The 19583-nt window shown below is 66.3% G+C and carries 18 protein-coding genes and 1 pseudogene; 11 read left to right on the top strand and 8 right to left on the bottom strand.

Features of this window, described 5'->3' with window-relative positions; genetic code table 11:
• Positions 1–11: 11 nt before the first annotated feature.
• Together B586_RS02465 and groL are read right to left on the bottom strand one after the other, a co-directional pair.
• A complete protein-coding gene (locus tag B586_RS02465; RefSeq protein ID WP_047313693.1) occupies positions 12–872 on the bottom strand; it encodes a DUF559 domain-containing protein in 861 nt (286 codons plus the stop codon).
• Positions 873–1025: 153 nt separating this feature from the next.
• Positions 1026–2651, bottom strand: a complete 1626-nt coding sequence (gene groL, locus B586_RS02460; RefSeq protein ID WP_047313694.1) for a chaperonin GroEL — start codon at positions 2649–2651, stop codon at positions 1026–1028.
• A gap of 311 nt (positions 2652–2962) precedes the next feature.
• Between groL and B586_RS02455 the strand changes: the two genes are divergently transcribed.
• Complete coding sequence (locus B586_RS02455; RefSeq protein ID WP_054878815.1) at positions 2963–3457, top strand: cupin domain-containing protein; 495 nt, start codon at positions 2963–2965, stop codon at positions 3455–3457.
• 1 nt (position 3458) lies between these two features.
• Here B586_RS02455 and B586_RS02450 read toward each other — a convergent pair whose 3' ends face one another.
• Positions 3459–4670 (bottom strand): benzoate/H(+) symporter BenE family transporter, encoded by a 1212-nt coding sequence (locus B586_RS02450; RefSeq protein WP_236971344.1) that lies wholly within the window; start codon positions 4668–4670, stop codon positions 3459–3461.
• Positions 4671–4735: 65 nt separating this feature from the next.
• Between B586_RS02450 and B586_RS02445 the strand changes: the two genes are divergently transcribed.
• The 10 genes from B586_RS02445 (at position 4736) to B586_RS02400 (ending at position 15806) form a co-directional block, all read left to right on the top strand.
• Entirely contained in the window at positions 4736–5272 is a 537-nt protein-coding gene (locus tag B586_RS02445; RefSeq protein ID WP_047313808.1) for a helix-turn-helix domain-containing protein, read from the top strand.
• Positions 5273–5802: 530 nt separating this feature from the next.
• Entirely contained in the window at positions 5803–6870 is a 1068-nt protein-coding gene (locus B586_RS02440) for an alpha/beta hydrolase fold domain-containing protein (protein WP_054878817.1), read from the top strand.
• A 40-nt stretch (positions 6871–6910) separates the two neighbouring features.
• On the top strand, positions 6911–7846 hold the full coding sequence (locus tag B586_RS02435; protein WP_047313697.1) for an SDR family NAD(P)-dependent oxidoreductase: 936 nt from the start codon (positions 6911–6913) through the stop codon (positions 7844–7846).
• Positions 7847–7888: 42 nt separating this feature from the next.
• A complete protein-coding gene (gene moeA, locus B586_RS02430; protein WP_047313809.1) occupies positions 7889–9133 on the top strand; it encodes a molybdopterin molybdotransferase MoeA in 1245 nt (414 codons plus the stop codon).
• A 35-nt stretch (positions 9134–9168) separates the two neighbouring features.
• Entirely contained in the window at positions 9169–9900 is a 732-nt protein-coding gene (locus tag B586_RS02425; protein ID WP_047313698.1) for a phosphatidylserine decarboxylase, read from the top strand.
• Entirely contained in the window at positions 9897–10799 is a 903-nt protein-coding gene (pssA, locus tag B586_RS02420; protein ID WP_047313699.1) for a CDP-diacylglycerol--serine O-phosphatidyltransferase, read from the top strand. Before B586_RS02425 ends, pssA begins: the two co-directional genes overlap by 4 nt.
• Positions 10796–13003 (top strand): AAA family ATPase, encoded by a 2208-nt coding sequence (locus B586_RS02415; RefSeq protein WP_047313700.1) that lies wholly within the window; start codon positions 10796–10798, stop codon positions 13001–13003. Before pssA ends, B586_RS02415 begins: the two co-directional genes overlap by 4 nt.
• Before the next feature lie 6 nt (positions 13004–13009).
• A complete protein-coding gene (locus B586_RS02410; protein ID WP_047313701.1) occupies positions 13010–14056 on the top strand; it encodes a FecCD family ABC transporter permease in 1047 nt (348 codons plus the stop codon).
• Positions 14056–14817 (top strand): ABC transporter ATP-binding protein, encoded by a 762-nt coding sequence (locus B586_RS02405; protein WP_054878818.1) that lies wholly within the window; start codon positions 14056–14058, stop codon positions 14815–14817. Before B586_RS02410 ends, B586_RS02405 begins: the two co-directional genes overlap by 1 nt.
• Positions 14814–15806: an ABC transporter substrate-binding protein gene (locus B586_RS02400; RefSeq protein WP_054878819.1), complete on the top strand. Its 993-nt coding sequence runs from the start codon at positions 14814–14816 to the stop codon at positions 15804–15806. Before B586_RS02405 ends, B586_RS02400 begins: the two co-directional genes overlap by 4 nt.
• A 21-nt stretch (positions 15807–15827) precedes the next feature.
• Here the strand turns inward: B586_RS02400 and B586_RS02395 are convergent, their stop codons facing one another.
• From B586_RS02395 to B586_RS02375, 5 genes and pseudogenes are all read right to left on the bottom strand, one after another.
• Positions 15828–16601 (bottom strand): methyltransferase domain-containing protein, encoded by a 774-nt coding sequence (locus B586_RS02395; protein ID WP_418001114.1) that lies wholly within the window; start codon positions 16599–16601, stop codon positions 15828–15830.
• A gap of 305 nt (positions 16602–16906) precedes the next feature.
• A pseudogene (locus B586_RS02390) lies at positions 16907–17161 on the bottom strand (LON peptidase substrate-binding domain-containing protein); the annotation flags it as partial.
• A 9-nt stretch (positions 17162–17170) separates the two neighbouring features.
• A complete protein-coding gene (locus B586_RS02385) occupies positions 17171–18322 on the bottom strand; it encodes a glutamate--cysteine ligase (protein WP_082129391.1) in 1152 nt (383 codons plus the stop codon).
• Positions 18303–19025, bottom strand: coding sequence for a superoxide dismutase[Cu-Zn] (sodC, locus tag B586_RS02380; RefSeq protein ID WP_047313705.1), 723 nt, complete (start codon positions 19023–19025; stop codon positions 18303–18305). The genes B586_RS02385 and sodC overlap by 20 nt, the downstream gene beginning before the upstream one ends.
• 65 nt (positions 19026–19090) lie before the next feature.
• A complete protein-coding gene (locus B586_RS02375) occupies positions 19091–19573 on the bottom strand; it encodes a LytR C-terminal domain-containing protein (RefSeq protein ID WP_047313706.1) in 483 nt (160 codons plus the stop codon).
• Positions 19574–19583: the final 10 nt, after the last annotated feature.

Here is a 19583-nt window from a genome sequence, read left to right as displayed (position 1 = left end):
GAGTGTGGGCCCTATGCACGGAAACTGTCTCTTGTTCGTCCATAGGCCCCACGCTCACGGAGCTTGGCCTTGACGCGCTCAACTATCGAATTCGGCCGCCGCGACAGCATCTCGGCACTGACTCTGATCACCGTCCAGCCGGCCGCTTCCAGCAAGGCGATTCGTTCGATATCCCAGGATCGCTGATATCGGTTATCCCAGTGCTGAATTCCGTCGTATTCGACCGCGACCTTCCACTCGCGCCACCCCATGTCCACCCGGATGTGGAGATCCCGAAACTCAATCTGCGTCTCCGGCTTTGGCAGTCCAGCACCTACCAGGAACAGCCTTACCCTTGTCTCCTGTGGCGACTCCGCGCCGCCGTCGGCCAATTCAAGTGCAGCCCGCAGCCGCCGGATGCCACGGGCTCCCGGATGCCGGTCGGCCACGGCGGTGACGTCTGCGGGTTTGAGACCTGTCGCATTGAGCAGCGCGTCAAGAATCGGTACCGCCTTGGCAACGTGCAGTCCGCGACCGATGTCGAATGCAGTTCGGGCCGCGGTGGTCACGCGCATTCCCCGGAAAAGCTGCACCTCGTCATCGGCCAGCTGATAGCTGTGCACAACGAAGCCTGGCTGACCGTGCCTATCAGCGCGCACGATCTCTGCGGGGGCGGCCGGGTCGAGCCATTTCGTACCGAGCACCGCGGCGGCCGATAGGCCAGCCAATATGGCATCCGTCGACAGCCAGGCTGCGCGCGCTTTGGCAGCCGCCGTCAGCTGCACGTCCCTGCCGATATAGACGTCGCGGAACACCGCTCGGTAGCGCGTGCGCAATTCATTGCGGGTGATGGCACCGCGCCGGAGTGCTTCGCTGCCGAGAAATGGTTCCATGTCCGCATACTCGGCGGCCGGCCACGTTTACGTATGCGTCGAGCGTGGGGCTTGTGGACGAAATTCGATGTGTGGACATACATATCCGCCACACTCGCCGCGCACGACGAAGCCCGGCCCCCAAAGGGGACCGGGCTTCGTCGCTATTACAGACTAGAAGTCCATACCGCCCATGCCGCCGGTCGGGTCGCCCGCCGGAGCGGCCGCCTTCTCCGGCTTGTCAGCGACGACGGCCTCGGTAGTCAGGAACAGGCCCGCGATGGACGCCGCGTTCTGCAGCGCTGAACGGGTCACCTTCACCGGGTCGGCAACGCCGGCCTTAAGCAGGTCCTCGTAGTCACCGGTGGCCGCGTTTAGGCCGTGACCCGCCGGAAGGTTGCGCACCTTTTCGGCCACCACGCCGGGCTCCAGCCCGGAGTTGAAGGCGATCTGCTTCAGCGGAGCTTCCAACGCCACCTTAACGATGTTGGCGCCGGTCGCCTCGTCACCGGACAGCTTCAGCTTGTCCAGGGCCGGGGCCGCCTGCAGCAGGGTCACGCCGCCGCCGGCGACGATGCCCTCCTCCACAGCCGCCTTGGCGTTGCGGACCGCGTCCTCGATGCGATGCTTGCGCTCCTTGAGCTCCACCTCGGTGGCAGCGCCGGCCTTGATCACCGCAACACCGCCGGCCAGCTTGGCCAGGCGCTCCTGCAGCTTCTCGCGGTCGTAGTCGGAGTCGCTGTTCTCGATTTCGGCGCGAATCTGGGCCACCCGCCCGGCGATGGCGTCGGTGTCACCGGCGCCCTCGACGATGGTGGTCTCATCCTTGGTGATGACCACCTTGCGGGCCTTGCCCAGCAGCGACAGGTCGGCGTTCTCCAGCGTGAGGCCGACCTCTTCGCTGATGACCTGGCCGCCGGTGAGGATGGCCATGTCCTGCAGCATCGCCTTGCGGCGGTCACCGAAGCCAGGGGCCTTGACCGCCACCGACTTGAAGGTGCCGCGGATCTTGTTGACGACCAGGGTGGACAGCGCCTCGCCCTCGACGTCCTCGGCGATGATCAGCAGCGGCTTGCCGGCCTGGATGACCTTCTCCAACAGTGGCAGCAGGTCCTTGACGGTCGACACCTTGGAGCTGACCAGCAGGATGTAGGGGTCCTCCAGGACGGCTTCCTGGCGCTCGGCGTCGGTGACGAAGTAGCCCGAGATGTAGCCCTTATCGAACCGCATGCCCTCGGTGAGCTCGAGCTGCAGGCCGAAGGTGTTGGACTCCTCGACGGTGATGACGCCCTCGTTGCCGACCTTGTCCATCGCCTCGGCGATCAGGTCGCCGATCGACTGGTCACCCGCCGAGATCGCTGCGGTGGCCGCAATTTGGTCCTTGGTCTCGACCTCCTTGGCGCCCTTGAGCAGCGTCTCGGTGATCTTCTCGACCGCCTTCTCGATGCCGCGCTTGAGACCCAGCGGGTTGGCGCCGGCCGCGACGTTACGCAGGCCCTCTTTGACCAGCGCCTGAGCCAGCACCGTCGCCGTCGTGGTGCCATCACCAGCGACGTCGTCGGTCTTCTTGGCGACTTCCTTGACCAGCTCGGCGCCGATCTTCTCGTACGGGTCCTCCAGCTCGATCTCCTTGGCGATGGACACACCATCGTTGGTGATCGTGGGAGCACCCCACTTCTTCTCGAGAACAACGTTGCGCCCCTTGGGGCCCAACGTCACCTTTACCGCGTCGGCGAGGCTGTTCAGACCCCGCTCGAGGCCGCGACGGGCCTCTTCGTCGTACGCAATTGTCTTGGCCATTGCGAAGTGATTCCTCCGGATTGGGAATGAAACTAGGGTCACCGGGTGACGACAACCCCGTTACTTACGCTGGCCGGGTGCAGTGCCCGCGACGGACGACCACAGCTTCCTGGCTGGACCTCACCGTCCCGACCTAGCACTCGCCGGTCGCGAGTGCCAACGTCATTCTTAGCACTCGCCCATGCCGAGTGCAAGAACACCCTGGGGCTACGGCGCCGCGTACCAACCATCGACGACATCGGTCACCCGCTCGGCCAACGCCGAGTTGTACGCCTCCAGTGCCTGGCATCCAGTGGGGCCAGACTAAAGAGATGTCCCTCGTTGTGCCGCCCTATCCCCCGTCCCGCTACACCACGGACGAGCCAGAGGTCAGCGCCTGGCTCAAGCGTGCCGATTCACCGCCCGACCATGAGACGTTCGGGGTCAGGTACCACTACCTGGCCAATCAACAGGCCACCGGCGGCGACTACGGCCTGTACCGAGTCGATATCGCCCCGGCCGGTGGTGGGCCCGGACCACACTTTCACCGCACCATCTCGGAGGCCTTCTTCGTGTTGTCCGGAACGATGAGACTCTACGATGGCCGGGAATGGCAGGACGCGCACCAGGGCGACTTTCTCTACGTTCCGCCCGGCGGAGTTCACGGCTTCCGCAACGAGGCCGACGCCGCCGCCTCCATCTTGATGCTGTTCGCCCCCGGCGCTCCTCGCGAGGCGTACTTCGAGGGCTTCGGCGCGTTGGCGGACATGACCGACGACGAACGCCGCGACTGGTTCGTCCGACATGACAACTACTGGGTCCAGTAGGTCAAGTCTCGGAGCAACCAGATGTCGAATCTACTTCCACAGGACGGCCCGGGGTCAGGTTCCGGGTCGGTCGCAGCACCGCGTGCACGACAAGACCGGCAGTCAATGCCCAGAACGTGGCGCCGACGCCGGCCAGGCTCACTGCCGATGCGGCCACAACGAACGTGATCGCCGCCGGAGCCCGCCCCGCGAGATCCGTCGGGCCAGACATGGCTGCCGCCAGCGCCGAACCCAGGGTGCCGAGCAGCCCGAGCCCAGCCACGGTGCCAATCACCTCGGCGGGTGCTGCAGCAACGAACGTGGTCAGCGCCGTGGTCAGCGCGGCGAGCATCAGATAGACGAAGCCGAAGGTCGTCGCGGCCGGCCATCGCCGCGCCGGATCACAATGCGCTTCGGGAGAGGCCGGAACGGCCGCGCTGACGGCGGCCAGGTTGATCGCGTGCCCGCCGAAAAACGCGCCGACCAGCGTGCCGAGCCCCGTGACCGTCATGGATTCCCGCCAGGGCACTCGATAGCCGTAGGAGCCCATAATCGCAACACCGGGCACGTTCTGGGCGGCCATCGTGACGATGTAAAGGGGTAGCGCGATGCCGACCGCCGCCGCCCAACTTAGCCGCGGGACCGTCCACGCCAGGTGCGGGAGCAACGGTCCCGAAAGGCCGGAGCGGTGGGTGAACGCAACCATGCCCAGCGTGACCACGAAGGCCGCCGGCACCGCCCATCGTGGTGCGAATCTGGTGAACACCAGCCAGGTCAACAGGATCGGTGCCACCTGCAACGGGTGTGCCGCCAGCCCACGCAGCGGGGTGAGGCACAGCTGCAGCACGACGCCGGCAAGCATCGCCTGGGCGATTGGTGCCGGGATAGCGGTAATCAACGCACCCATCCGCGGCCACACGCCGGTCAGCACCATCAGGGCGCCGACGAGCAAGAACGCTCCGACCGCGGCCGGCCAGCCGCCATCCACCGCGCCGGTGCTGACCAGTACTGCGGCGCCGGGCGTCGACCAGGCGATGGTGAGCGGCAACCGGTGCCGCAGGCTCAGCCACAGCGTTCCAAGCCCGAGGGTGAGGCACACCGCCGCCAGCCCCGAGGTGGCCTGCGTCGGAGTAGCGCCGACCGCCTGCAGGCCGTCCAAAACGACGGCGAATGCGCTGGTGTAGCCCACTAGCGCGATGCTGAGGCCGGCGTGAATCGGCTTACTTCGTTCCACAAACAGAACTCTAGTTCCCCGCGTTCTGTTTAAAGAACCCTGGGTATGGTGGGGGCGTGGACGAGATGTCGGTCGTGGTGGGCGCCCGAGTGCGTGCCGAGCGACAGGCAGGCGGCCTTTCGCTCGCCGCGCTGGCGGCGGCGGCGGGCATCGGCAAAGGGTCGTTATCGGAGATCGAGAACGGCACGCGCAACCCGACGCTGGGGACGCTCTACGCGGTCGCCGATGCGTTGGGGCTGCCGCTGGCGACGCTACTTGACGGCCGCCCCGGGACGCGCATCGCGGCAGCAGGGATTGCCGCCAGCCTGCTCGACGTCACCGTAGCCGAACACGGCATCGTCGAGGTCTATCGCTTGCAGCTGGGCGCCGGCGCCCGACATCGTTCCGCACCGCATGGGCGCGGCGTCGTCGAGCACGTGTTGGTGACCTCGGGCCGGGCGGCAGTCGGCCGCGCCGGTGAAGAGGTGGAGCTGGCTGCGGGCGACTCGACCACCTGGGTCAGCGATGTACCCCACACCTATGCCGCGCTCGACGACGCGCCTGCCGACGCCGTGCTGGTCATCCGCTCGCCGCACCGATCCGAACCAAGCGAGCGGCCCTAACCTCCATCGCATCCCAGAATTGGCGAAACGACAACTGCCAATTAGGCGGCTGCTCAAGAGCAGCGAGCTGACGCGACTCGATAGCTAGCGAAGGGGTATTGGACAGGCCGCCGCAGGCTAGCCGGCCACTAGCATCGCCGCGGTCCACATGGCCAGCAACTCGTTGTCCAGCGGATCCCCGAACCGACGCACAGCAACCTGCATGTGCTGGCCGGCAAGCGCCCCACAGAACGGAGATGACGTGGCTTGATAGCTCTCGGTTATGACATGTTAGCGAACAGATATTGGACGGCTGACATTGTTTGCCGGCATCGTTTCGCTGACGCGCTGGATTCGTGCCCGGAAGGGAGTTGTTGCGGTGTATCTCACGGGTGCTGACATTCGGACGCAAAGCTAGTACGGCTGCAGAAATCAGTGGCGAGCTTGGCTGTCCTACTGGGGGGATTCCGAGCGATTGGGGCAGATAAGCCTGGAGCTTTTGCAACTTCGTCACACGCCGTATCGGACCATCACGACGTCGGAAGTAGAGCATGACTACGCCCAGTAAAGTATCTGGCTCGCCCAGAGTTGCCATTCGTCCGCGCGACGCGCTGAAGGCGTACAGACGTGGGGCACGAGGATTTGCCATCAGCGCCGGCGCTCCGGTCGAGGTTGTCGAGTCTGGCCCAAGTATTGCTGCGCGATTAGCTTCGCTGACGTCACGGCTGACGATCCGGCCCGTTCTGGCGGTCGGCAGCTACGTGCCGCATCTGCCGTGGCCGTTCGGGTTGATAGACCACGCTGCCCGTGTGCTGCTCCCGGTCACGAACGCGGCTCGGGCCGAAGTGAACTTGCCTAACGCGTCAGCGGAGCTGGTTCGCGCGGCTGGGGTGGGGCCGGCGGACGGCACCGGACGGGTGGTTCTCTACCTGCATGGTGGCGCGTTTCTGGGGTGTGGGACAAACTCGCACAGTCGAGTCGTCGAGGCACTATCGAAGTTCGCTGACTCCCCAATCCTGGTGGTCGACTATCGGCTGCTGCCCAAGCATTCCATCGGGATGGCGCTCGATGACTGCCACGATGGCTACCAGTGGCTGCGGCAATTAGGTTACGACCCGGAGCAGATCGTGCTAGCGGGCGATTCCGCCGGCGGGTATCTCGCGCTGGCGCTTGCGCAACGGCTACAGGAAGTGGGCGAGGAACCGGCGGCGCTGGTAGCAATCTCACCGCTGCTGCAGCTGGCTAAAGAAGACAAGCAGGCGCACCCCAACGCCAAGACCGACGCGATGTTCCCGCCGAAGGCGTTCGATGCGTTTGGCGCGTTGGTTGCCAGCTCAGCCGCGAAGAACAAAGTCGACGGCAAGCCCGAGGAGCTCTACGAGCCGCTGGACCACATCGCGCCGGGTCTGCCACAGACACTGATTCACGTGTCCGGATCTGAGGTGCTGCTGCACGACGCACAGTTAGCCGCCGCGAAACTGGCGGCCGTCGGTGTGCCGGCCGAGATCCGCGTGTGGCCAGGACAGGTACACGTCTTCCAGGTGGCCACGCCGATGGTGCCCGAGGCCGTCCGGTCGTTGCGCCAGATCGGCCAGTACATCCGCGAGGCCGCTGGCTAAAGCCGCGGGGCGCCCAATTTTCGGTGAGTATGTTGTGGCCATGACCCTCAACGCCCAGACCCGCAAATGGTCAGGGGCTGACATCCCGGATCAAAGCGGCCGCGTCGTTGTCGTCACCGGCGCCAACACCGGCATCGGGTACTACACGGCCTGCATGCTCGTCGACCGCGGGGCGCACGTCGTGTTAGCGGTGCGCGACCTCGCGAAGGGCAACGCCGCGCTGGCACGCATGGTCGCCGCCTGCCCGCACGCCGACGTCACACTGCAGGAACTCGACCTAAGCTCACTGGACTCGGTGCGGGCTGCCGCGGACAGGCTGCGCGCCACCTACCCGCGCATCGACTTGCTGATCAACAACGCCGGGGTGATGTGGACACCGAAGCAGGTCACTGCGGACGGTTTCGAAATGCAGTTCGGCACCAATCATCTTGGTCATTTCGCGCTCACCGGGCTGGTGCTCGACCGGTTACTGCCGGTGCGCGGCTCCCGGGTGGTGACCGTGAGCAGCCTCGGTCACCGGCTGCGGGCCGCGATCCACTTCGACGATCTGCAGTGGGAACGTCGCTATGACCGGGTTGCTGCCTACGGGCAATCCAAACTGGCCAACCTGCTGTTCACCTACGAGCTGCAACGCCGGCTGGCGGCCCGGTCTGATGCGAAGACCATCGCTGTCGCCGCGCACCCCGGCGGCTCCAACACCGAGCTCACCCGCAACCTGCCCGCGGTCATCAGGCCCGCGGCCAAGCTGTTGAGCCCGTTGCTCTTCCAGAGCCCGGAGATGGGTGCGCTGCCGACGCTACGGGCTGCCACCGATCCGGCCGTCGAGGGCGGCCAGTACTACGGCCCCGACGGTTTCGCCGAGCAACGCGGCCACCCCAAAGTCGTCACATCCAGCGCACAGTCGCACAACGAGGATGTGCAACGTCGGCTGTGGGCCGTCTCCGAGGAACTCACCGGCGTTAGCTACCCAATCTGAGTCTGATGCGTGGCGACCCGCTGCGGGGCCGATAATGGCCGAGTGCGGTCAGTTGACGATCATCAGCGTGTCGTAGCCGACCTGATCCGTTCCCGTCCGGCGGTCATGGGTTCGCTGACCGAGGCCCTGGGGCTGGTCCTTGCCGACGACGTGGTCGCGCAACTTTCGCTGCCGGTTTTCGACAACTCGGCGATGGACGGCTACGCGGTGCGCGCTGAGGACACCTCGGGGGCAACACCCGAACACCCGGTGCTGCTGCCGGTCACCGAGGACATTCCCGCCGGACGCACCGATCAATTGACGTTGCAGCCCGGTACCGCACATCGGATCATGACCGGCGCCCCGATACCGGCGGGGGCGACGGCCATCGTGCCGGTCGAAGACACCGACGGCGGGCTGGTATCGGTGGCGATCCGGCAGACCGCCCCACCCGGCAAGCACATTCGGCCAGCCGGCGAAGATGTTGTCCTCGGCAGTACCGTGCTTCGGGCGGGCCAGCTGGTGACACCGGCCATGCTCGGTTTGGCCGCGGCGCTGGGTGTGGCAGAACTCAACGTGATCCCGCGACAGCGGGTGCTGGTGATCTCCACCGGGTCCGAGCTGGTGTCGCCGGGCACCCCGCTACGGCCGGGGCAGATCTATGAATCCAACTCAATCATGCTGGCCGGGGCCGTTCGCGACGCCGGGGCGACCGTGGTCGCTACCGCCACCGCCGGCGATGACGTCACGCAGTTCAGCGCGATCCTGGACCGCTACGCCGGCACGGAAAACCACGTCGACCTGATCATCACCAGCGGAGGAGTCAGCGCCGGCGCCTATGAGGTCGTCAAAGACGCGTTCGGCCGGCACGGCTCCCAAGACCAAAACCATGGCGTGGAATTCGTCAAGGTCGCGATGCAGCCGGGAATGCCGCAGGGCATCGGACGGGTGGCCGGCACGCCGATCGTCACGCTGCCCGGCAACCCGGTCAGCGCACTGGTGTCCTTCGAGGTCTTCATCCGTCCGGCGCTGCGTATGGCCATGCACCTGCCTGATCCGGAACGCCCGCGCCGGCCCGCGGTGCTCACCGAGACGCTGACCTCACCGCGTGGCAAGCGGCAGTTCCGGCGCGCGCTGCTCCATCCCGCCGAGGATGCAGTCGGCGGAGTCGACACCGTCACCAGTTATGGCCCACCGGCGTCGCACCACTTGCGTTGGCTGGCGTCGGCCAATGGTCTGCTGGACATCCCAGAGGACGTCGTGGAGGTGTCCGCCGGGACTCAACTGCAAGTCTGGGATCTCAGATAACGACGCCGGGCGCTGCGGCTCCGTAAGATGACCGGGTGGCACGACGCCCCCGCACCGAATCCTCGAAGGAAGGCCCTGCGCACCTACTGGAGTTGGTGCGCTCCGCCGTTCCGCCGGTTCACCCTGCCGGGCACCCGTTCATCTCCGCTGGCTTGGCGGTGGCCTCGGCTGGGGTGATGGGGCAGGCCGTCACCGGACGTGACTTGCGTTGGCTGCGCCGCGCGGGGTTGCTGGCGGCCGGTGCCTGTGCAGCGTTCTTCCGTCACCCACCACGGGTGCCACCCACCCGCGCCGGTGTCGTCGTCGCCCCCGCCGACGGCGTGATCTGCGTCATTGACTCCGCCGCGCCGCCCGCCGAACTCAGCATGGGCGACCTGCCGCTGCCACGGGTCAGCATCTTCCTGTCGCTGTTGGACGCGCACGTGCAGCGGGCGCCGGTGAGCGGCGAGGTGATCGCCGTGCAGCACCAGCCGGGCCGCTTTGGATCAGCCGATCTGACCTCAGCGAGCATCGAGAACGAACGCACCAGCGTGCGAATCCGGACGACCAGTGGTGCTGAGGTGGTGGTGGTGCAGATCGCGGGCCTGCTGGCCCGCCGAATCGTGTGCGATGCGCACCTGGGCGACAAGCTGACGATCGGCGACACCTACGGACTGATCCGGTTCGGCTCCCGGCTGGACACTTACCTGCCACCGGGTACCGAGCCGGTCGTCCAGGTGGGCCAGCGTGCGGTCGCCGGCGAGACGGTGCTGGCCGACCTGCCATGACCAGCAAGCCCCGGGGCAGGCGAGCGGTAAACCTGCAGATCCTGCCCAGCTCGATGACGGTGCTATCTATCTGCGCGGGGTTGACCTCCATCAGATTCGCCCTAGAGCACCAGCCGAAGGCTGCGATAGCACTGATCGCTGCGGCCGCCATCCTCGACGGACTGGATGGCCGGGTCGCGCGCATCCTGGACGCCGAGTCGCGGATGGGCGAAGAAATCGATTCGCTAGCCGACGCGGTGAACTTCGGGGTGGCGCCCGCGGTGGTGCTCTACGCGACGATGTTGTCGACGGCGCCGGTCGGTTGGGTAGCGGTGCTGCTGTACGCGGTGTGCGTGGTGTTGCGGTTGGCGAGGTTCAACGCGCTGCTCGACGACGGGACCCAGCCCGCCTATGCCCGCGAATTTTTCGTCGGGATGCCGGCCCCGGCGGGTGCGGTCTCGGTGATCGGTTTGCTCGCCCTGAAGTTGCAGTTCGGTGATGGCTGGTGGACGTCCACCTGGTTCCTCTGCGTCTGGGTGACGGGGACGTCGATGCTTCTGGTCAGTCGAATCCCGATGAAAAAGATGCACGCCGTGTCCGTGCCGCCGAACTACGCGGCCGTGTTGCTGGCGATGCTGGCGATCTTTGCGGCGGCCGCAGTGCTGGCCCCCTACCTGTTGATCTGGGTGATCATCCTCGCCTACCTATGCCACATCCCGTTCGCGATCCGCAACCAGCGCTGGCTTGCCGCGCACCCTGAGGTGTGGGACGACAAACCCAAGCAGCGGCGGGCCGCACGGCGCGCGACCCGCCGGGCGCGTCCGAACCGCCGGCCGGTGCCGCGGCTTGGGTTGCGCAAGCCGGGCGGCCGGTCGATGGCGCGGCTGGGGCTGCGGAAACCGGGCCGGCGGCTGACATGACCCGGCCCGGTTCAACGTCTCAGGACGCGAACCCGCAACTCACGCTCACCGCCCGGCTCAACACCTCCGCCGTCGACTCTCGCCGCGGCGTCATCCGTTTACACCCGAATGCCGTTGCTGCCCTTGGCATCCGGGAGTGGGATGCGGTATCGCTGACCGGGTCGCGGACCACGGCAGCAGTGGCGGCGTTGGCCGGCCAAGACAGCCCGGTCGGCACCGTGTTGCTCGACGACGTGACGCTGTCCAACGCCGGGCTGCGCGAGGGCACCGCGGTGATCGTCAGCGCGGTCACCGTTTACGGCGCGCGGTCGGTCACGCTGAGCGGCTCATCGCTGACCGCCCAATCGGTTCCGTCGGTCACCCTGCGCCAGGCCTTGCTGGGCAAAGTGATGACCGTCGGCGACGCGGTGTCACTGCTGCCCCGTGACCTGGGTCCCGGTACCTCAACGTCAGCCGCGGCCCGCGCGCTGGCGTCGGCGGTCGGCATCAGTTGGACCTCTGAGCTGCTCACCGTCACCGGCGTGGACCCCGACGGACCGGTCAGCGTGCAGCCGAACTCACTGGTCACCTGGGGCACCGGCGTCCCCTCCCCGGCTGGGGCCGGGGAGGGGACGCGGGAACCGGTCAGCGTCGCGAACCCCACGATCGGAGTCGACGACCTCAAGGGCGTGCAGGCGCAGGCCGGCAAGCTCACCGAATGGCTCAAGCTTGCCCTCGACGAGCCGCACCTGCTGAAAACCTTGAGTGCCGCCACAAACCTGGGTGTGCTGGTGTCGGGTCCGGCCGGTGTCGGCAAGGCGACACTGACCCGCGCGGTGTGCGCCCGTCGCAGGCTGATCGAGCTCGATGGTCCCCAGGTCGGCGCGCTGAGCGCCGACGACCGACTCAAAACCGTCGCCGCAGCGGTGACCGCGGTGCGTGACGGTGGCGGCGTGCTGCTCATTACCGATGTCGACGCACTGCTACCGGCCGGCTGCGAGCCCGTCGCTGCCCGCATCCTCGCCGAGCTGCGCACTGCGGTAACCACTGGCGGTGTGGCGTTGATTGCCACCTCAGCGCGACCCGACCAGCTTGACACGCGGTTGCGCGCCCCCGAGCTATGCGACCGCGAACTGGGGTTGCCGCTGCCCGACGCCGCCACCCGCAGGGCACTGCTGGAGACACTACTGAAGCCGGTGCCCGTCAGTGATCTCAATCTCGACGAAATTGCTATCCGCACACCGGGTTTCGTTGTTGCCGATCTAGCTGCGCTGGTGCGCGAGGCGGCGCTGCGGGCCGCGTCGCGCGCCAGCACCGATGGGCAACCACCCGAACTCAACCAGGACGACCTCGTCGGTGCGCTCAGCGTCATCCGGCCGCTGTCCCGTTCGGCCAACGAAGAACTGGCCATTGGCTTGCAAGTGGGAAGCGTGACCCTCGACGATGTCGGCGACATGGCCGATGCCAAACAGGCACTGACCGAAGCGGTGCTGTGGCCGTTGCAGCACCCCGACACCTTCGCCCGGTTGGGCGTCGACCCGCCGCGCGGCGTGCTGCTGTACGGTCCGCCGGGCTGCGGCAAAACCTTCGTTGTCCGCGCGCTGGCTAGCATTGGGCAGCTAAGCGTGCACACCGTCAAAGGCTCCGAGCTGATGGACAAATGGGTCGGCAGCTCGGAGAAAGCGGTCCGGGAATTGTTCCGGCGGGCCCGCAACTCCGCGCCGTCACTGGTGTTCCTCGATGAGGTCGACGCGTTGGCGCCCCGACGCGGCCAAAGCTTCGACTCGGGTGTCACCGATCGAGTGGTGGCCGCGCTGCTGACCGAGCTCGACGGCGTCGACCCGCTGCGCGACGTTGTGGTGCTAGGCGCCACCAACCGGCCCGATCTGGTCGATCCGGCACTGCTGCGGCCGGGCCGGCTGGAACGGCTGGTGTTCGTCGAGCCACCCGACGCTGCCGCGCGTCGCGAAATCCTGTGCGCCGCCGGGAAATCGATACCGCTGAGCGCCGACGTCGACCTCGCCGACGTGGCCGCCGAACTCGACGGGTACAGCGCTGCCGACTGTGCGGCACTGCTGCGGGAAGCCGCGCTGGCCGCGATGCGGCGTTGTCTTGACGCCGCCGACGTCACCGCCGCCGACCTGGAGGCAGCCCGCAAAACCGTTCGCCCCTCGCTGGATCCCAGCCGGGTGTCGGAGCTGCGGATGTTCGCCGGGGGCCGGTAAGACCACATGCGGATATCGGGGACGCGGCGAGTGGCGGTGACGCTCGCGCTGCTGCTGGTCGCACTCCTCGGGGCGATGTGGGCCGGCGTCGCACTCGGCACCGTCGCCGTGCCGTGGCGGTCCACGGCCGGGTTCCTCTGGGCCGAGCTGACGGGCGGCACCGTCGCAGCTCGGGATGGGACCCTATACCGCATCGTGATCGACTCCCGCGTCCCACGGGTGCTCAGCGCGACACTGGTCGGCGCGGCCTTGTCCGCCGTCGGCGTGGCGGTACAGGCCATGGCGCGCAACGCGCTCGCCGACCCGTACGTGCTCGGTGTCTCTTCTGGGGCCTCGGTCGGCGCCACGGCGGTTGTGCTGTTCGGCGCATTCGGTGTATTCGGCTGCTACGCACTGCCGGCGGCAGCGTTCCTCGGGGCGCTCGCGGCCACGGTACTGGTATACGCGATCGCACAGTCGAGCGGACGCCTATCGCCGCTGCGGCTGGTGCTCTCCGGGACCGCGCTCGGCTACGGATTTTCGGCGGTCACCACCGTGCTGGTGTTCCTCGAACCCCGCGGCGACACCGCGCGTAGCGTGATGTTTTGGCTGCTCGGCAGCATGTCCGCGGCCACCTGGCGGACCACCGCCCTGGTGGGCATCGTCGCTGGGGGCGGGCTAGCTGCCCTGCTGCTGTGCGCCTCGCGCCTCAACGTGCTCGCGCTCGGCGACGATGCTGCGACGTCGATGGGGCTGTCGGTCGATCGATTCCGGGGTGCGCTGTTCGTGCTCACCGCGGCCGTCACCGGAGTCGTCGTATCCGTATGCGGCGCCATCGGATTCGTCGGCCTGGTCGTCCCACACGTCGCCCGCCTCCTGGTCGGCGGCGACCACCGCCGCGTTCTGCTGGTGGCCCCGGCGATCGGCGCGGTGTTCCTGCTGGTCGCTGACCTCCTAGCACGCGTCGTCGTACCGCCGCAGGAGCTTCCGATCGGCGCGATCACGGCGGCGGTGGGGGTACCGCTGTTCGTGGTGCTCCTCCGGCGGAAGCTTGCTGGGGCAGCGGGGGCCTAATGCGGGTCGAATACACCGGAGTCGACGTCGCGATCGACGGCCTCAAGATCGTGCGCGAGGCCACTCTCGCTGCCGACGCCGGGGCGTTCGTTGGCATCGTCGGCCCCAATGGGAGCGGCAAGTCGACGCTGTTGCGCTGTCTGTACCGCTCGCTGGCGCCCGAGCGCGGCGCTGTCACCGTCGACGCGGTCGACGTGCGGGCGGTGAGCCTGCGCGAGAACGCCCGTCGCGTGGCCGTCGTAACCCAGCAGGCGCCCTTCGACATTGGCTTCACCGCGCGCGAAGTGGTCGCCACCGCGCGGCTCCCACATCGCGACGGCCCCGCCGCCGACCGTGCGGCGTGCACCGCTGCGCTGCGAGCGGCTGGGGCGGAGGGGTTGGCGGACAGGCCATTCGGGACACTGTCCGGCGGCGAAGCCCAGCGGGTCCTCATCGCCCGGTCTTTCGCGCAGGAACCGCGCGTGCTCGTGCTTGACGAACCCACCAACCACCTCGACGTGCGACACCAACTGACCGTGCTCCGCGCGGCGCGCGACCTCGGAGTGACCGTCGTCGCGGTACTGCACGACCTGAACCTCGCAGGTCAGTTCTGCGACCGCATCCACGTCCTCGCCGCAGGCGAGGTCGTGTGCTCCGGCACACCACGCGAGGTGTTGACCGTCGAGACGCTGCGTCGCTGGTTCGGTGTGCGCGCACATGTGATCGAGCACCCCCGCCTGCAGGTGCCGCAGCTGATCTTCGACGAAGAGGAATGGACATGAGGCGACTCCTAGCCCTGTTGACGGTGGCGGTGCTCAGCGCCGGCTGCGGTGCGACGATCCAGGAAGCCGCGTCGCCGACTGACGCCCGAGGAACGACGGTGACGAACTGCGGCGCGCCGCTGACGGTCCCGTCACCGCCGAACCGCGCGATAACCAACGACACCGGGATCACCGAGTTGCTGTTCGCGCTCGGACTCAACGACCGGATGGTCGGCTACACCACCTACGACGGCAAGCACGTCGACTACCAGACTTCGCCCTGGCGCAGCGATTTCGATCACGTTCGGTCGCTTGGCACCGCGTTCACGCGCGAGGTGATCCAGGCTGCAGACCCAGATCTGGTGTTCGCCGGCTGGAACTACGGGTTCAACGAGTCCACCGGCGTCACGCCCGACTGGGTCAATAGCATTGGCGCCGTGCCGTATCAGCTGACCGAAGCGTGTCGGCAGCCGGGCGGAACACACCGCGGGATCATGCCGCCGCTGGATGCCCTCTACACCGACCTTACGAATCTGGGAGCGATCTTCGGCGTCGCGGACCGCGCCGCGAAGCTGGTAGCGCAGTATCGGTACCGTGTCGCTGAGGTCTGCGCACAAGTGCCCCCAAAACGGGCGCGAGTGTTCGTCTTCGACAGCGCGTCACCCGCCCCGTTCACCGCGGGTGGCACCGCGACGCCGCAGGCGATCATCGACGCCGCCGGCGGCGACAACGTCTTCGCGGGGCTGCACGACTCATGGGTAACCACGTCGTGGGAGGCTGCAGCGCAACATGATCCGCAGGTTATCGTCCTCGTCGACTATGGACTCGGACCGAAGAACACCCCGGCGGCAAAGATCGCGCAACTGCGTGCGCAGCCGTTGATGGCCTCGACCACCGCGGTCCGGGAGGGCAACTTTGTGCCCCTCCCCTACGCCGCACTCGTGGAGGGGCCGAGAACCCCGGACAGCATCGAGACGCTCGCTAAATACCTGAGGTCAAAGGGATACTGAGGCGCGACCGCCACCTGCGACTTACGAAACTCGGGTGGCCACGTCAGCGCGAGTGCAAACGAGCATTTGGTTGCCCCCCGCCTGGAATTCGTAGTCAACGGCGACGACTTCACCGTGCACACCGTCGGCGCGCAACCCGGCCAGCAGGTCGTCGAGGTCATAACGGATGGACCCCATCACCACCAGCGGGAAAATTCTCAACTCTGTTCGGGTGACGCGCATGAGTTCGTTGATGGCTTGGTGATGAAAAGCCGGCGAGAATCGGTCGGCATAGGTGAACAGCAAGTGTGAGCTAAGCACAAGGTCGAAAGCATGTGTGGGAAACGGCAGCTGGGGCAGTTCGGCGGCCACATAGTTATCCGGGTTAGCGCAGTAATCACGGACGAATAGTCGACCTGCCTGGCTTCGCGACTGATGGTGATGCTCAGGGCTGCCGAAGAAGGTCCACCGATACTCATCGGGATGGTCGCGGACGTACGCGTTTCCACGGTCGGTTTCGGATTGAATATACGACGCCAGGTCTGCGGCCGTAAACTGGCGACCGTAAAAGGGGTCGGCGGCTATCGAACGACCGCCGGCGGCGTTGATTTCAGCCGTCGCGCTGGATGCGCCGCCGGGGCAGTCCAAAATCGTGGCGTCCAGATCCGTGGCCGACAGCGCGAACATCGCCCGGTATTCGTCGAGGCCCCGCGAGGTGATCACGACCTCACCGATCCCGCTATCGGGAATCGTCTGAGGCGACTGGGTGCCACAGCAGTGGACACCAGGGGCGCCTGGCTTGGCCGAGTTTGCCATCAGCAGAACTCCTTTCAGCGGGGGATGACCGCCGATCACCGTTGACTTTGACGCGCCGTCAAGTTTTACCGTTGATTTCACCATGTCGTGGGTCGACCGTGCCACTCATCTAAAACCACTGCGCCTTGAGCGGGACCGCTTAGAATGGCCGCATTAAGACCACGACAATGGATCATGCATCGAAACTGTCAGTGACGTGAATGTTTTCGGCGTGTCGTGTAGGTGGCTTAAGTGTCGCGGTCATCAATCCGAGTACCCTTAGTTGATCGTTTGTGTTGTCCGCGTTCGTGTTTCGAATTCGATGTGCGATGGGAACCTTCGACTGACGTGCATTCGGTGATTTTAGCCAGCACGCCGACGTCGCAGCGTGTTTCGCCGCCGCCAACCTCACGGCCACGGGAGATCAGCACCACACCGAACTGGGGATCATCGCGGCGTAGGCAGTCGGTCACCAGCGCGGTGTAGCGGGGCTCGAAAATACGCAGCGGCAGATCTTCGCCCGGCAGCAGCGCCGACTCGAGCGGGAACATCGCCAGCTCGATGGCTTCGGGATCCGCCATCACCTCAACCTAGATGTCCAGCTCACCAACCAACGCGTCGACGACTGCACGGAGGTCACCTTCATGTTCTTCAGCGACCCGACGCTGTCGCTGGTATGAAGCACCGTCACGGCATATGTCGGACACCGCCCCCAGCTCCTCGGCGCAATGCAGCGATTTCGCGACCGGCTCTAGCCGGGTCAGAACATCAGCAAGGTCCTCGGTGACCAGCCGCTCGTTACCATCGGCGTCCAAGATGATCACCGCGTCTAGCCCATAGCGGGCAGCACGCCATTTGTTTTCCTGGACGTGCCAGGGCGGCATGGTCGACAGCGCCTCGCCGGCATCTAGCCGGCGGTCCAGGTCGACCACCAGGCAATGTGTCAACGCGACCAGCGCGCCCAGCTCACGCAGGTTGGAAACACCGTCGCAGATTCGCACCTCCAAGGTGCCAAGATGCGGCGATGGCCTTATATCCCAACGTATTTCGTCAATATGGTCGATGATGCCGGTCTTCTTCTGGTCGTAGACAAAACCTTCGAACTCCGCCCACGTCTGAAAGTGAAACGGCAGCCCGGCGGTTGGCAGCTGCTGAAACATCATCGCCCGATTGCTGGCGTATCCGGTGTCCTCGCCGCCCCACCAGGGTGAGGACGCCGACAGCGCCAGCAAGTGCGGGTAGTAGTTAAGCAGCGCCGTCATGATCGGCATGACCTTGTTGGCCGACGAGATGCCGACGTGTACGTGGACCCCCCAGATCAGCATCTGCCGGCCCCACCACTGGGTGCGCTTGATTAGCTCGGCATAGCGCGGCGCGTCGGTGAGCTTCTGGGTGGACCACTGGGCGAATGGGTGCGTGCCAGCGCAGAACAATTCCATACCGCGGTCCCGGACAATCTTGCGGGCGGGGCGCAGGGTGCTGCGCAGGTCCTCCATCGCCGCTGCGGCACATTCACAGATACCGCTGACAACTTCGACGGTGTTGCGCAGCAATTCCTTGTGCACGCGCGGGTTTTCGCCAATCTCGGCGATGACCGCAGTAGCTTCGTTGCTGAGGTCTCGGGTCTGCGCGTCGACGAGCGCGAACTCCCACTCCACACCTATGGTCGGCCGCAGTGAACGGACGAAGTCGATATGGGCGCGCGCCCTGCTGGCCGGTGAGCTAGCCGGCGCCGATGACACCGCACGCTACCCGTTTGCCGGCGTCACCGGTGCCCATCGTCGTCGCGTCGGGACCCGGTGTGCCGTTGGCCTGGCTGTAGCGCTCCGGCGGAATGTTGCCGAAGTTGTCGGCACCGGCGTGAATGATGATGGCAGTTTTCTGGCCGGCTAGTAGGTCGTTCATGGTGAACGCGTCCGTAGTGGTCACCAGCGTGCCGGTACCGTCGTTACGCACCTGAAGTGAGGTGAGGTTGCCGCTGGCAGGCTCGACGGTGTGTCCGGGCACCTGGAAGTGCCCGCCGGCGGATAAGAAGTCGCCGGGTGCGCCACCGGTTGGCGCAACCGAGTTGGGCTCACACTTACCCACCTTGTGGATGTGCACTCCGTGGAAGCCCGGCGCCAGCTGACCTACGCCGGTCGTCGCGATCGTGATGGTGGCAAAGCCGTTGTTGAACTCAAACTTCGCCGTCGCGACCTGGGTGCCGTCGGGTGCATTCAGATGAGTGGTCACGTTCGGTGGCCCCATCTGCTCAGCCTCGGCGCCCGACATTCCTGACGGCGCGGGTGATCCGGTCCACACCGCTGGGGTGGTGCCCGGCGAGGTCGCTGGGGGTTGGTTCGGGGTACACGCGCTCAGCAGCGCGACGCAAGTGGCCACAAACGACAGGGACAGCGCTGACCTGGTGACGGCAGCGGCATTGCGGTGACCGGCGAGTTTAGGCATAGCGAGAGCCTAGCCTGGCGTTCCCGAAATTTGGCAGCGGGCCGCGCGGGCTCTGCAGTGAGGCGTCAGCCCGTCACCAGGACGATGACGCCCGGCGGCTGGTTGGTGATCGCGGCGATTCGCGGCTCGACGGGTGCTCCTAATTTCTGACCCACTGCGTCCGCGGTGGCACGCTCTCCCTCGGCGTCCGAGTAGTACACCGTGGTGGCCGAGACGTCAGACACCACCAGGTTGCCGACCTCGGTGACTTTGAAACCGGCAGTGGTGAGCTGGTCGCGGGTGCGCGCGGCGATGCCCTCTTTCGACGAGATGTTGTACACGCGGATCTCGGCCTGGTTCGCCGCGGGTTTGCCGCTTGTCGAGGTGGGCGCCGTGATGGTGGCGGTACTGGTCATGCTCGACACCGGCGACGCCGAGTAATCATCGGAGTTTCCGGAGGACCCTAGGGCCTGCCACCCGAGCAGCAGAAAGATGACGCCAAGGAACAGCAACACCATCACCATGGCCCGCAGCGGAAGACCCGAAGAGTCGGGGACGCGCTTATTCATCGAGCCCACT

The organism is Mycobacterium haemophilum DSM 44634 (assembly GCF_000340435.2).
GTDB lineage: Bacteria > Actinomycetota > Actinomycetes > Mycobacteriales > Mycobacteriaceae > Mycobacterium > Mycobacterium haemophilum.
The sequence above is the reverse complement of the archived record's forward strand: the minus strand, read 5'-3'. Positions and strand labels throughout refer to the sequence as shown.